The organism is Pseudomonas sp. ACN8 (assembly GCF_002303925.1).
In the GTDB taxonomy this organism is placed as follows: domain Bacteria; phylum Pseudomonadota; class Gammaproteobacteria; order Pseudomonadales; family Pseudomonadaceae; genus Aquipseudomonas.
In genome coordinates this window covers 76,985-89,761 of the sequence record NZ_MRCS01000016.1, presented here as the reverse complement: position 1 = coordinate 89,761, position 12,777 = coordinate 76,985, and the positions used below count along the sequence as shown (strand labels likewise).

Sequence of the window (12,777 nt, the reverse complement as noted above, 5' to 3'; positions counted from 1 at the left end):
CTCTTACTGTTTGTTCGATTTCCCCAATGCTTTAGCCACAAGCTGTTCGTAGAGCTCGGCGTAGGGTTCGACCGCCTTGCACCAGTTGAACGGCGCCGCCATGGCTCGGCAGCGCATGGCGTGCAGCAGGTCGGGAAAGGCGAACACCTTGAACGCGCGGCTCAGGGCTTCCTGGTAGCTCTGCACCGTGGATTCATCGAACAGGAAACCGGTCACGCCGTTTTCAATGGTGTCGGCCAGGCCGCCGGTGTTGCGTGCCACCGGCAACGATCCGAAGCGCTGGGCGTACATCTGGCTCAAGCCACATGGCTCGTAACGCGAAGGCATCAGCAGAAAGTCGCTGCCGGCGAACATGCGCCGGGCGTCGGTTTCGTTGAAGCCGATGCGCACGCCGATCTGCCCGGGGAAACGCAGGGCGAGTTCACGCATGGCCTGTTCTTCTTCCGGCTCGCCGCGACCGATGATCGCGATCTGCCCGCCGTTTTTGACGATGTACTCGGACACCGCTTCGGTCAGGTCCAGGCCTTTCTGGTAGACCAGTCGCGACACCACGGCGAACAGCGGCCCTTCGGAGTCTTGCAGGCCGAACAGCTCGCGGACATGGGCGGCGTTCACGGCCTTGCCCTCCCAGTCGCCGATGTCGAACGGGCAGAACAGGTGCGGATCGGTCGCCGCATCCCAGCTTTCATCGATGCCGTTGGGAATGCCGCTGAGCAGGCCTTGCTGGGTCTTGGCGGCGAGGAAACCGTCCAGACCGCAGCCGAAATCCGGGGTAGTGATTTCCTGGGCATAGGTCGCGCTGACCGTGGTGATATGGCTCGAATAGGCCATGCCGGCCTTGAGGAACGACATCTTGCCGTAGAACTCCATGCCTTCCTGTTGCAGCGCGTGATGGGGGATGCCCAGTTCAGGGCATGAGCCCAGGCTCGTCACGCCTTGGTAGGCCAGGTTGTGAATGGTGAACAGCGTCGGCGTGCGCTGTCCACGCCAGTGCATATAGGCAGGAGCCAGGCCGGCGGGCCAGTCGTGGGCGTGCACCAGGTCCGGGCACCAGTGGATCTGCGCGAGGTTGGCGGCAATATCGGCAGCTGCCAGGCCGAGGCGGGCGAAACGGATATGGTTGTCCGGCCAGTCGCGGCCGTTGTTGGCGCCGTAAGGTGAACCTTCGCGCTCGTAGAGTTCGGGGCAGATCAGTACGTAAATGACCAGGCCATCGGGCATGTCCATGCGCCCGATCTTGCACGGTGGCAGCGCAGCATGACCGCCAAGCTCGCCAATGATATGGATCGGATTTTCGCTGTGCAGCACCTGCGGGTAACCGGGGATCAACACCCGTACATCGTGCAGATGGGCCATGGCCCGTGGCAGCGCCGCGGAGACGTCACCCAAGCCACCGGTTTTCACCAGGTCAGCAATTTCCGAGGTGACGAACAGGACTTTTTTACGGTTCGGATTCCGGTTGGCTGCCGGGGTCAGGGTCCTTGTGCCTGGAACGCTGACGGGTTGGGTGTTTGCGGCAGTAACGGCGCTCGATTCGCCGACCTGATGAGCACGCTCTCCCTGTATTTCCAAAGCCGTACTGATCATATGAATCTCCCGTGTTGTTGATCTAATTCTTAGGTCTGGCAAACGGTGTTTCATGGCCGATTTCCCGTGGCCGGCGCAAACGCGCTGCGCATCAGTGAGCAAGCGCTGCCCAATGCGTCGAAGCAAAAGGGTTGAATCAGCCGTTGCAAAGATTGCACCAGTCGCAACGCACCTTCTTGTCAGAGGACCGATCGGGATTGGAAAAAGTTTCGACTATTTTTCCACTTTGTGACCGACCGGTTTCGCTTTGAGAAAATGAGTCTAGGCCAGAACTTAGAGCGGTGAAGGCCGGATGGCAAAATTGTTCGACAATCGGTTTGTAGCGGTACGGACGTGCCTGATCGAGGTGCAAACGCCCCGACGAAGTGCATGTTTTTTTGCGATTGCGCCGCAAAAAGTCACTGGGCAGTCACATAAATGTGCGATGTGATTTATCAGGCACGCACCATTGCGGTGCGCGTTTTTGAGTCCCGCATTTGGCCGAACCGCTGCCTTACTGCCCACCTTGATGCCTTGTTATAGTTCGGGCCTCATTTTTGCCCGCAAAAGGATCACTGGCATGTCGCAGTACACAGCGTTCAACGTCGAACTGGCCGATAAAATCGCCCATGTGCAGATCAACCGCCCGGAGAAGATCAACTCGATGAACGCGGCGTTCTGGAGCGAGATCGTCGAGATCTTCCAGTGGATCGACGACACCGATGAAGTGCGCGTGGTGGTCCTCAGCGGGGCAGGCAAGCATTTCTCCTCGGGGATCGACCTGATGATGCTGGCCGGTGTGGCCAATGAACTGGGCAAGGACGTCGGGCGCAATGCGCGCCTGCTGCGACGCAAGATCCTTACCCTGCAAGCCTCGTTCAATGCCGTCGATAACTGCCGCAAACCGGTGCTTGCGGCCATTCAGGGGTACTGCCTGGGAGGCGCCATCGACCTGATTGCCGCGTGCGACATGCGTTATGCCGCCGAGGACGCACAGTTCTCGATCAAGGAAATCGACATCGGCATGGCCGCCGACGTCGGCACGCTGCAACGCTTGCCGCGGATCATCGGTGACGGCATGCTGCGCGAACTGGCTTACACTGGTCGCACCTTCGGCGCCGACGAAGCGCGGGGCATGGGCCTGGTCAATCGCGTCTACAGCGACAACGCCAGCCTGCTCGACGGCGTCATGGGCATTGCCTGGGAAATCGCCGGCAAGTCGCCGATCGCCGTCACCGGCACCAAGGAGATGATCAGCTACATGCGCGACCATCGCATCGATGACGGCCTCGAATACATCGCCACCTGGAACGCCGCCATGCTGCAATCCACCGATCTGCGCGTGGCCATGGCCGCCCATATGAGCAAACAGAAACCCGAATTTCTGGATTGATTAACCATGATTCCTCGCTGGACCACCGCAGTACTGGACACCGATCAACCCGGCGGCTGGGCCGTCGCGCGCAGCCCCGAAGGCTTTCTGTTCGATGACAACGGCGCATTGTTCCCGCGCGAATGGCTTAAACGTCAGGACCTGTCGGTTCTGGCAGAACATGGCATCGGTCACCTCGATGGCGAGCCGGTCTATCTGCTGGAGTTGCGCAGTCACAGCGAAGTGCCGGGTTGCAACTGGAAAGGCCTGCGGGCGTTCATGCTCGAAGGCGATCACACGCTCTACAAGGTGCTCGGTTACGCCGCGCAGATTGGCACCTGGGCCCGCGAGCATCGCTTTTGCGGTAACTGCGGTCAGGCCATGACCCAGGTGCCGCGCGAACGGGCGATGTATTGCCAGCCGTGCGATCTGCGCAGCTACCCACGGATTTCGCCGAGCATGATCGTACTGGTCACTCGAGGCGATGAAGTGCTGTTGGCACGCTCGCCGCGTTTCGTCAGCGGTGTCTACAGCACATTGGCGGGGTTTGCCGAGCCGGGCGAATCGGCTGAGGATTGCCTGATTCGCGAGGTTCGCGAAGAGGTGAGCATCGAGGTCAGGAACATCCAGTACATGGGCAGCCAGTGCTGGCCGTTCCCGCACTCGATGATGCTCGGTTTTCACGCCGAATATGCCGGTGGCGAGATCGTCTGTCAGGAAGACGAGATCGAGGACGCCCAGTGGTTCAACGTGCACGAGCTGCCGCCGTTGCCGGCGTCACGCTCGATTGCCCGCTACCTGATAGACGTCTACGTGGCCCGGCGTTTAGGCCACGCTGAACCAGTGCTGCCAGGCTAGGCGCACGGTCAGGCCCAGCACCACGGTGATGAACACCGGGCGAATGAATTTCGCGCCGCCGCTGATGGCGGTGCGGGCGCCGAAGAACGCGCCGACCATCAACGACGAGCCCATGCACAGGCCGATGATCCAGTCCACCTGACCGGAAAAGATGAAGATCGACAGCGCTGCCACGTTGCTGACGAAGTTCATGCTGCGCGCCACGCCGCTGGCCTTGACCAGGTCGATGGGGTAGAGCAGCAGGCTGCTCACGGTCCAGAACGCACCCGTGCCGGGACCGGCCACGCCGTCATAGAAGCCGAGGCTGAAGCCTTGGGTCGACTGCCACTTTTTCTTGATCGGTGCCTCGCTGTCCAACGGCGCTTTCGGCGTGCCGCCAAACAAGAGATAGACACCACAGGCGAAGACGATCACCGGCAGCATCTTGTTCAGCCATTCCGCCGGCAGGTAATGGGCGACCACGGCACCGGTCAGCGCGCCGACCAGTGTACCGACGATGGCGTGCACCCATTGCGCGGGGTGGAACAGCTTGCGCCGGTAGAAGGTGAAACTGGCAATGGCCGAGCCGAAGGTCGAGCTGAGCTTGTTGGTGCCCAGCACCAGGTGCGGCGGCAGGCCGGCGGTCAACAGGGCCGGGGTGGTCAACAGCCCACCGCCACCGGCGATGGCGTCGATGAAACCGGCAACAAAAGCGACAAGGGCCAGGATGGCCAGGGTAGAGAGGTCAACGCTGAGTTCGAAGGGCATGGGATCGGCTTATTCGGCGGGTGCAGAAAGAGGCTGCGGGGAAGGGCAGCATCTTAACCACCTGCGCAACACAACACCATTGTGGGAGCGAGCCTGCTCGCGAAAGCGGTTTGTCAGCCAACACTGATGCTGGATCTGACGACCTCTTCGCGAGCAGGCTCGCTCCCACAGGGTTTAGCGTGAAGCTGAATTACAGGCCAAGATCCGACAGCCCTGGATGATCGTCAGGCCGACGCCCCAGCGGCCAGTGGAACTTGCGCTCGCTTTCCTTGATCGGCATGTCGTTGATGCAGGCGAAGCGGCGGGCCATCAGTCCGTCCTCGTTGAACTCCCAGTTTTCGTTGCCGTAGGAGCGGAACCAGTTGCCGGAATCATCGTGCCATTCATAGGCATAACGCACGGCAATGCGGTTGCCGGTAAAGGCCCAGAGCTCCTTGATCAGCCGGTAGTTCAGCTCCTTGGCCCATTTGCGGGTCAGGAAGCCTTTGGCTTCTTCGCGGTTGTGGGCGAACTCGGCGCGGTTGCGCCATTGGGTGTCCAGGGTGTAGGCCAGGGACACGCGCTCCGGGTCCCGGGAGTTCCAGCCGTCTTCGGCCAGGCGAACTTTTTCAATGGCCGATTCACGGGTGAAAGGGGGTAATGGCGGACGAACTTCGGCATTAGACATTTCAAGTCTCCGTATCAAGTTAAAGTTGAAACATAGTGTCGAGCTTGATTGAGTTGCTACAGGTCCAATAACTTTCGCGCCATGCATTGCGCATTATCGGCGGCACTGTGATCACCCATTACAAGCGCCACGGTAATGGCACCGTCGATCAGGATCAGCAGCTGTCTGGCCAGCAGCTGCGGATCCTCGGCGCCATGTTCGGTACACAGCTCGCACAGGTAGTCGAGCAGCTTCTGTTTATGCTCTTTGGCGACCAGGCGCACCGGGTCCTGCGGGTCGCCGGTTTCGCCGCTGGTGTTGATGAAGGCGCAGCCACGGAAACCTTCGCAGGCGAACCACGACTTGAGCACGGTAAACAGGTTGAGCAGTCGCTCGGCCGGTGTTTGTGCCTGGTCGACTGCACCTCTGTACCAGTGCATCCAGCGCTGGTCGCGGCGTTGCAGGGCGGCTACCACCAGCTCGTCCTTGTTGGCGAAGTAGCGGTAGATGCTTTTTCTGGAGACGCCGGCGGTTTTCACCAGTAGATCCATGCCAGTGGCGGCTATGCCACTTTTGTAGATCAACTTTTCGGTGACATCCAGAATGATGTCGCGTGTGTCATTGCTAGTGATTTCGTTCATGTTGCAAACAGTAGAACGATCGTTCTCCTTGGTCAATCGGTTTTTTGTGGTGTCTGACAAATTGTCTTCGCGAGCAGGCTCGCTCCCACATTGAAATGCATTCTCCTGTGGGAGCGAGCCTGCTCGCGAAGGGGACATTACAGACGGTAACAAGACCCGACCCCATCGATGGTGTAAGCTCATGGGCTCTTCGGATTCGACCCATTGCGAGCCCTATGCCGTCGCTTTTCAAACGCTCCCTGCTGCCCAAGTTGCGCAGTTTTCCGCTGACGGCCGATGCCGTTGGCGTCCTCTCCGGCGCTGCCGAATTCCGTCGTTGCCTGCTGGAGAAAATCGCCAGCGCGACCCGGCGCATCTACATCGTTGCGCTGTACCTGCAACAGGATGAAGCCGGCCAGGAAATTCTCGATGCCTTGCACGCGGCCAAGCTGGCGCGTCCGGAACTGGACGTGGTGGTGGTCGTCGACTGGCTGCGCGCCCAGCGCGGGCTGATCGGTGCCGGCAAGCAACCGGGCAACTCCGCCTGGTATCAGGAAATGACCCTCACCCATGCCAGCGAAGTGCCGATCTACGGCGTTCCGGTTCAAACCCGCGAACTGTTCGGTGTGTTGCACCTTAAAGGCTTCGTGATCGATGACTGCGTGATCTATAGCGGCGCGAGCCTTAACAACGTCTATCTGCACAAGTTCGACAAGTACCGCTACGACCGCTATCACCTGCTGCACAATCGTGAACTGGCCGATTCGATGCAGCACCTGGTGCAGCACGGCCTGGTGGCGTCCAAGGCGGTGCATCGCCTCGATCTGCCGAACCTGCCGACCACCCGCAGCCTGCGCCATGACATCGGTGACCTGCGCAGCCGCCTCAAGCACGCGGCGTACGACACCACGCAGGGCACCACCGACAGGAGCGGTCTGTCCGTCAGCCCGCTGCTCGGTGTCGGCAAGAACAATCCGCTGAACCGGGTGATCTGTGAACTGATCGCCAGCGCCCGGCAGCAACTGACCATTTGCACCCCGTACTTCAACCTGCCGCTGGCGATCATCCGCGAGATCAACCGCGCGCTGGCCCGCGGGGTGAAGATCGACATTGTGGTCGGCGACAAGACGGCCAACGACTTCTACATTCCGCCGAGCGAACCGTTCAGGGTCATTTCGGCGCTGCCGTACCTTTACGAAATCAGTTTGCGCCGGTTTGCCAAGCGTCATCAGCGCAACATCGACAGCGGGCAGTTGAACCTGCACCTGTGGCGTGATGGTGACAACACCTATCACCTCAAGGGTATGTGGATCGACCGGCGCTATACCTTGCTGACCGGCAACAATCTCAACCCGCGGGCGTTTCGACTCGATCTGGAAAACGCCTTGTTGATCGATGATTCCCATGGCGAACTGCTGGAGCCGCGTGGCAAAGAGCTGGCAGAGATCTTCCAGCACACCCGTCGAATCGAGCAATTCCAGAACCTGGAAACCCTGGCCGAATACCCGGCGGGCGTGGCCAAGTTCCTCAAGCGAGTGAGTCGCGTGCGGATCGAGCGGTTGCTTTATCGCATTCTGTAAACCCGGTGGGCCTCAGAAAAACAATCGCGAGCAGGCTCGCTCCCACAGGGATCAGCGCCAGGCAGACGGTTTCAGCTAATATGCCCCCCACTCGAACAAGAACAGGGCTTGCCGCGATCCATGTCGGAAAAAGACACCATCTCCATTCAACTGGTGCGTGAAGCACTGTTGCAAAGCTGCGCGCCGGGCGTCGCCACGGACGAGGTGTTGAGCAAGGTCGGCATCGACCCGCAACTGTTGGGCAGCACCGACGCCCGTGTTCCGGCCACGGCTTATGCGCGCCTGTGGCGGTTGCTGGCACGGCGCGGCGATGATGAGTTCTTTGGCATGGACCCACGCAAACTCAAATCCGGCAGCTTTGCGTTCCTGTGTCGCAGCGCCATGCTCCAGCCCAACGTGGCGGCGGGAGTGGCCAGCGGCCTGGGGTTTCTGTCGTTGATCCTCGAACACTTGCCGGCACAGTTGGTGCGCCAGCAAAGCCTGGCGGAAATCGTCCTGCTGGAGGACGACAAGGACCCGCGCCGGGCCTTCACCTATTTCACCTACTGGATGATCGTGCACGGTGTTGCCTGCTGGCTGGCAGGGCGGAGGATTCCGATCCTGGCCATCGAACTGCGCTGTTCGAAGCCGGATTTCTGCGATGACTATCAGGTGATGTTTTCCGAGAACCTGCGCTTCGACCGCCCACGCACACGGATGATTTTCTCCGCCGATTGCCTGGACCTGCCCATCAAGCGCAGCCCTGAAGAGCTCGAGCGATTCCTGGCCCGTGCGCCGGCGAACATTCTGGTGAAGTACCGCGATCCGCAGAGCCTGGCCAGCCGCATCAAACACGACTTGCGCCACCTGCCGGCCGAACACTGGCCGGAAACCGAAGCATTGGCGCAACGCCTGTGCATGTCGGCTTCAACCTTGCGCCGCCGACTGGCCGAAGAAGGGCAAACCTATCAAGGCCTCAAGGACAGTGTGCGCAAGGAACTGGCGATTGTCTGGCTGGCCGAACCCGCGATCAGCTTCAGTGAAATCGCCGCGCGGCTGGGGTTCGCTGACGTCAGTTCGTTCTACAAGGCGTTTCGCAAATGGTCGGGGTCAAATCCGGGGCATTACCGCAGCCTGATACTCAATGACACCGATTAAGTTCAGCGGCGCAACGGTCATTTTTTTGCAGGCGTTTTACGGCTGCCAGTGGTCGGCCCTGGCAGATTGAGGGTGCCACTGTCGACGAAACGCATCGTGTTGAACACCCCACCCGAGAGCTTGCCACGCAGGACATAAGGCATGTTGTTGAGCGTTTTCATCTGGCTGATGCCATAGGTCTGGCGGATCACCGAAAACGCCGAAACGCTGACCGGCACGCTCACGACGGTGTCGGAAAAACGCCCGATCGTACCACTCTCATCGGTGACGCCGGAGGCGAAGGGTTGGCCGTTGATGTCCAGGTCCAGGGCGACGCCGCTGTAGGTGAGTGTGGTGTCATTGGGGTTCTGCACGCGGATTCTCACGGCAAAGCGCACTTCCATGCCCTCGCCTTGCAGGGGCTCGACACCCACGACGTTGATTTTCAACGGGTCTCGATTGGGCAGCGAGGAACAGGCGCTCAGGCAGAGCAGAAGGGAAATCAGGACGGCGTGGAGGCTGCGCATGGACGTGCTCTCATCTGAAAAAGGCTGAACCGCCAGCGGCTCAGCCCTTGAGCCGGTCTAGTGGTTCGACTGTGCGACCACCGCAGCCTTTGTGGGTTCATCTCTGGCGGTCACATCGGGGTTCTGCATCACCTGAAGCACGGAGGCCTCCGGTTCGAATTCGTCCTCTTCCAGTTCGATGAATTCCTCGGGCAGGAAGATATTAAGAACGATAGCGCACAGCGCGCCGACGGTGATGGGTGATTCGAAAATGTTGTGCAGGGCCTTGGGCAGTTCACGCAGGACTTCCGGCACGGCGGCCACGCCCAGGCCCATGCCGACGGAGATCGCCACGATCAGCATGTTGCGCCGATGCAGGCCGGCCTCGGCGAGAATCTTGATCCCGGCCACCGCGACGGTGCCGAACATCACCAGTTCCGCGCCACCGAGCACCGGTTTCGGCATCAGTTGCAGTACCGCGCCGATCATCGGGAACAGACCAAGCACCACCAGCAATCCGGCAATGAAAAACGCCACGTAGCGGCTGGCCACGCCGGTGAGCTGGATCACCCCGTTGTTCTGGGCGAAGGTCACCATCGGCATGCTGTTGAATACTGCGGCCATGGCCGAGTTGAGGCCATCGGCGAGCAGGCCGGACTTGATCCGGCGAATGTACACCGGGCCTTTGACCGGTTGCCGGGAGATCATCGAGTTGGCCGTAAGGTCACCGGCGGCCTCCAGCGGCGACACGAGGAAGATCACCGCTACCGGAATGAACGCCACCCAATCGAAGGAGAACCCGTACTTGAAGGGTACCGGTACGCTCATCAGCGGCACTTCGGGGAGGCTGTTGAAATCCACCTGGCCCATGAACCATGCCGCCCCGTAGCCCAGGGTCAGGCCGATGACAATTGCTCCCAGGCGCAGAAACGGCACGTCCACCCGGTTCAGCACCACGATGGTGCCCAGCACCAGCGCCGCCAGGGCCAGGTGACTGGCCGCCCCCAGATCCGGAGCGCCGAAGCCGCCGGCGATGTCGGTCATCGCCACCTTGATCAGCGACAAGCCCATCAGCGTGATGATCGTTCCGGTCACCACCGGGGTGATCAGCATGCGCAATTTGCCGATGAACTGGCTCAACACCACCTCGATGAACGCGGCAAAAAAGCACACGCCGAAGATGGTCGAGAGAATCTCATCGGTGCCGCCGCCGCGGGCCTTGACCATGAAACCGGCGCTGAGGATCACACTGATGAACGAGAAACTGGTGCCTTGCAGGCACAACAGGCCGGAGCCTACCGGGCCGAAGCGCCGCGCCTGCACGAAGGTGCCCAGACCGGAGACGAACAGCGCCATGCTGATCAGGTAAGGAATTTCGCTTTGCAGGCCCAGGGCGCTGCCCATGATCAGCGTCGGGGTGATGATGCCGACGAAGCTCGCCAGCACGTGTTGCAGGGCGGCAAAGACGGTGGCGGTCAGATGCGGGCGGTCATCGAGGCCGTAGATCAGGTCGCTATGGCGTGGAGCGGGGGCTTTTTCGGAGGCGGTCATGGTGGTTTGCGTGCCAGAAGGCGGGCCGGGTCAGAAAATGGAGGCGCAGGATGCCAGAACCGCCCGGCTACGGCAAAAGAACCTCCAGAACAGCGACTTACAGTCGTGGGGCGAGCACTTCGCCCACGCTGCGGCGTTTGGCGTGCAGTTGGCTGGCCTGGATCAACTGTTCGAGGTCTTCGGGCGTGACGTCATAGAACGCTTCCATGTCGGCCAACGCCAGTTTCAGGTCTTCGGCGGTGATGGCCTGACGGTCGACCGGCGGGTGATCGGCAGGAATCCTGGCCACCGGCTCGCTGGCACTCTTGGGGTAACGAACGCGGGTCAGGTTGTTGTAGGCCAGGGCGCAGAGCAGCATCGTCGCCGCGCTGAGCATCACAGGTCCCATGGCTCTCCAGTCCATGGCAATGGTCGCCGGATCGGCCAGCACCAGGGTCAGTGCCAAGGCACCGGCCGGTGGATGCAGGCACCGCAGCCAGCACATCAGGATCAACGCCATGCCCGCGGCCAGGCAAGCGCTACCCAGGGTTCGGCCCAACACATGGGCCACCAGCAAGGCAATCACCCCGGCGCTCAGGTAGCCGCCGAGAATCGACCAGGGTTGGGCGAGCGCGCCCGAAGACACGGCAAACAACAACACCGCCGAGGCCCCCAACGGGCCGATCAGGTGCTGGGCCACCTCGATGCCGAACACCTGGCTACAGAGCCACACGCTCATCAGAGTCCCCAAGGCCATGCCGATGGCAGCGCGGCTCCATTCGGTGGGGCGGGTGTTGATGGCGGCGGGCAACCAGCGAGCAAGCATTTCGAGACGACTCCGGCAGAAAAAGTCCAGGCAAAAAAAGGGCTTAACTGGGGAACCCAGAAAGCCCTTGAAGTTGTTCCAACTGTTGGGGGAGGAACCCGCACAGTGTGCCGTTCAATCCAGCTACTGACAAATTCATATTAATGAGCTTTCAGTGCATTATATTTGCTGTAATTTGCCTCGTCGGCCGCTTGTGTAGCACAGCAAACCGCCCAGGGCCGCGAGTGCACTCAAGGCATAAAACATCGTCGGCGCTGGGGTGTGCATCAACATGAAGCCGCAAATCACCGGGCTCAGCGCACCGCCAAGGGCAGCAAGGTTTTGCGCGCCGTAGTAGCTGCCACGCAATTCTTCCGGGGCCAGGGTGTCGACGAAGAGAAACTCGGCCGGGTAAATGATGATTTCGCCGAGGGTGAAGATAAACATCGCCACGCACCAGCTCACCAGGCTGTCCGCCACGCTGAAGCCGATCAGCCCGAGGATGAACAGGCCGGTGCCGACAACGATCCATTGACGCAATTGTTCGCGCTTGAGAAAACGCCCGATCTGGTATTGCAGCAAGATCACGCTGATGGCGTTGCAGGCGAGCAGGGCGGCCATGATTTCCATGGTGTGTTGGGGATTGCTGGTCACCAGCAGGTACTGCGACAGGTAAAAGGTAAATCGCCCGTGCACCACGGTGCTGAGCAGGCAGCCGGCGGTGAACAGGATCAGGGTGCGGTCGTTTTTCAGGGTGATGAGGGTCTTGAGGAAACTCTGCGCCTGACCGCTGGCAGGTGAGCGCGCCGGATCCTTCGCGATCCCGGTCATCAGGAAAATGCTGAAAAAGGCGATGGCCGCAGCGATCAGGAAGGGTGCACTGGCAAAGACGCCGGCAATCAGCACGCCGAGCATCGGACCGACGGCGTAGCCAATGTTGGTCAGCGTATAGCTCAGGGAAAACGCCTTGGCGCGCTGACCCACCGCAAGGTTGTCGCTGAGGATCGCTTTCGAACCGATGAGGAACAGCGATGAAGCGGTTTCGGTGACGATCAGGGTGATGGTGGTCAGGTAGAGGTTTTCAGCAAAGGTCAGCAACACCAGGCCGACAGCGCTGGACGCCATCGAGAGAATCAGCAATCGGCGTTTTTCGAAGCGGTCGATGATGTAGCCGCCATAGAGGGAGAGCAGGGTGGCGATGAACACCGCGATGCCGAGCAGCACGCCAACGTCCTGTTGGTTGAGGCCAAGCTTGTCGCTGACGAACAGTGTGAGCAACGGGCTGGTGATGGCGCGGCTGACGACGATGGTCAGCGAGCAGATCAGCAGGCGGCGAATGAGGGGGGAGTAGCGGGTCACGGTGTGAATGTCCTTATTCGGTCGGGCCGGCATCAGCCTGATCGTGAGCGCTACTCTAGCAGTCGGACACGC

At 60.6% G+C, this 12,777-nt stretch carries 12 protein-coding genes; 4 read left to right on the top strand and 8 right to left on the bottom strand.

Going from position 1 to position 12,777, the window contains the following annotated elements:
• Positions 1-3: 3 nt before the first annotated feature.
• On the bottom strand, positions 4-1,587 hold the full coding sequence (gene glgA / locus BSF44_RS11390; RefSeq protein WP_095943585.1) for a glycogen synthase GlgA: 1,584 nt from the start codon (positions 1,585-1,587) through the stop codon (positions 4-6).
• A gap of 559 nt (positions 1,588-2,146) precedes the next feature.
• On the opposite strand from glgA, the gene BSF44_RS11385 reads away from it, so the two are divergent.
• The gene (locus BSF44_RS11385) at positions 2,147-2,959 is read left to right on the top strand and encodes a crotonase/enoyl-CoA hydratase family protein (RefSeq protein WP_095943584.1); all 813 of its coding nucleotides are present in this window, start codon (positions 2,147-2,149) and stop codon (positions 2,957-2,959) included.
• A gap of 6 nt (positions 2,960-2,965) precedes the next feature.
• The gene (gene nudC / locus BSF44_RS11380) at positions 2,966-3,796 is read left to right on the top strand and encodes an NAD(+) diphosphatase (RefSeq protein ID WP_095943583.1); all 831 of its coding nucleotides are present in this window, start codon (positions 2,966-2,968) and stop codon (positions 3,794-3,796) included.
• Here nudC and BSF44_RS11375 read toward each other — a convergent pair.
• From BSF44_RS11375 to BSF44_RS11365, 3 genes are all read right to left on the bottom strand, one after another.
• Positions 3,764-4,543 (bottom strand): TSUP family transporter, encoded by a 780-nt coding sequence (locus BSF44_RS11375; protein WP_095943582.1) that lies wholly within the window; start codon positions 4,541-4,543, stop codon positions 3,764-3,766. The genes nudC and BSF44_RS11375 overlap by 33 nt on opposite strands.
• 190 nt (positions 4,544-4,733) lie before the next feature.
• Positions 4,734-5,210 (bottom strand): nuclear transport factor 2 family protein, encoded by a 477-nt coding sequence (locus BSF44_RS11370; protein ID WP_095943581.1) that lies wholly within the window; start codon positions 5,208-5,210, stop codon positions 4,734-4,736.
• A gap of 56 nt (positions 5,211-5,266) precedes the next feature.
• Positions 5,267-5,830: a TetR/AcrR family transcriptional regulator gene (locus BSF44_RS11365; RefSeq protein ID WP_095943580.1), complete on the bottom strand. Its 564-nt coding sequence runs from the start codon at positions 5,828-5,830 to the stop codon at positions 5,267-5,269.
• Positions 5,831-6,045: 215 nt separating this feature from the next.
• On the opposite strand from BSF44_RS11365, the gene pssA reads away from it, so the two are divergent.
• The gene (pssA, locus tag BSF44_RS11360) at positions 6,046-7,389 is read left to right on the top strand and encodes a CDP-diacylglycerol--serine O-phosphatidyltransferase (protein WP_095943579.1); all 1,344 of its coding nucleotides are present in this window, start codon (positions 6,046-6,048) and stop codon (positions 7,387-7,389) included.
• A gap of 120 nt (positions 7,390-7,509) precedes the next feature.
• On the top strand, positions 7,510-8,526 hold the full coding sequence (locus BSF44_RS11355) for an AraC family transcriptional regulator (protein WP_095943578.1): 1,017 nt from the start codon (positions 7,510-7,512) through the stop codon (positions 8,524-8,526).
• 17 nt (positions 8,527-8,543) lie between these two features.
• Here BSF44_RS11355 and BSF44_RS11350 read toward each other — a convergent pair whose 3' ends face one another.
• The 4 genes from BSF44_RS11350 to BSF44_RS11335 all read right to left on the bottom strand — a co-directional run bounded on the left by BSF44_RS11350 (position 8,544) and on the right by BSF44_RS11335 (position 12,738).
• Positions 8,544-9,032 (bottom strand): LEA type 2 family protein, encoded by a 489-nt coding sequence (locus tag BSF44_RS11350; protein WP_095943577.1) that lies wholly within the window; start codon positions 9,030-9,032, stop codon positions 8,544-8,546.
• 57 nt (positions 9,033-9,089) lie between these two features.
• Positions 9,090-10,562 carry a nucleobase:cation symporter-2 family protein gene (locus BSF44_RS11345; protein ID WP_095943576.1) on the bottom strand — a complete coding sequence of 491 codons (1,473 nt, stop codon included), beginning with the start codon at positions 10,560-10,562 and terminating at the stop codon, positions 9,090-9,092.
• Between the two features lie 97 nt (positions 10,563-10,659).
• Positions 10,660-11,367, bottom strand: a complete 708-nt coding sequence (locus BSF44_RS11340; RefSeq protein WP_095943575.1) for an HPP family protein — start codon at positions 11,365-11,367, stop codon at positions 10,660-10,662.
• A gap of 159 nt (positions 11,368-11,526) precedes the next feature.
• Positions 11,527-12,738 (bottom strand): MFS transporter, encoded by a 1,212-nt coding sequence (locus BSF44_RS11335; protein ID WP_371918243.1) that lies wholly within the window; start codon positions 12,736-12,738, stop codon positions 11,527-11,529.
• Between the last annotated feature and the right edge of the window lie 39 nt (positions 12,739-12,777).

Coding starts and splice junctions, on each gene's coding strand:
- glgA (WP_095943585.1), bottom strand. CDS start 1,587: ATGATCAGTACGGCTTTGGAAATACAGGGAGAGCGTGCTCATCAGGTC.
- BSF44_RS11370 (WP_095943581.1), bottom strand. CDS start 5,210: ATGTCTAATGCCGAAGTTCGTCCGCCATTACCCCCTTTCACCCGTGAA.
- BSF44_RS11385 (WP_095943584.1), top strand. CDS start 2,147: ATGTCGCAGTACACAGCGTTCAACGTCGAACTGGCCGATAAAATCGCC.
- BSF44_RS11340 (WP_095943575.1), bottom strand. CDS start 11,367: ATGCTTGCTCGCTGGTTGCCCGCCGCCATCAACACCCGCCCCACCGAA.
- BSF44_RS11350 (WP_095943577.1), bottom strand. CDS start 9,032: ATGCGCAGCCTCCACGCCGTCCTGATTTCCCTTCTGCTCTGCCTGAGC.
- nudC (WP_095943583.1), top strand. CDS start 2,966: ATGATTCCTCGCTGGACCACCGCAGTACTGGACACCGATCAACCCGGC.
- BSF44_RS11365 (WP_095943580.1), bottom strand. CDS start 5,830: ATGAACGAAATCACTAGCAATGACACACGCGACATCATTCTGGATGTC.
- BSF44_RS11375 (WP_095943582.1), bottom strand. CDS start 4,543: ATGCCCTTCGAACTCAGCGTTGACCTCTCTACCCTGGCCATCCTGGCC.
- BSF44_RS11345 (WP_095943576.1), bottom strand. CDS start 10,562: ATGACCGCCTCCGAAAAAGCCCCCGCTCCACGCCATAGCGACCTGATC.
- BSF44_RS11355 (WP_095943578.1), top strand. CDS start 7,510: ATGTCGGAAAAAGACACCATCTCCATTCAACTGGTGCGTGAAGCACTG.
- pssA (WP_095943579.1), top strand. CDS start 6,046: ATGCCGTCGCTTTTCAAACGCTCCCTGCTGCCCAAGTTGCGCAGTTTT.
- BSF44_RS11335 (WP_371918243.1), bottom strand. CDS start 12,738: ATGCCGGCCCGACCGAATAAGGACATTCACACCGTGACCCGCTACTCC.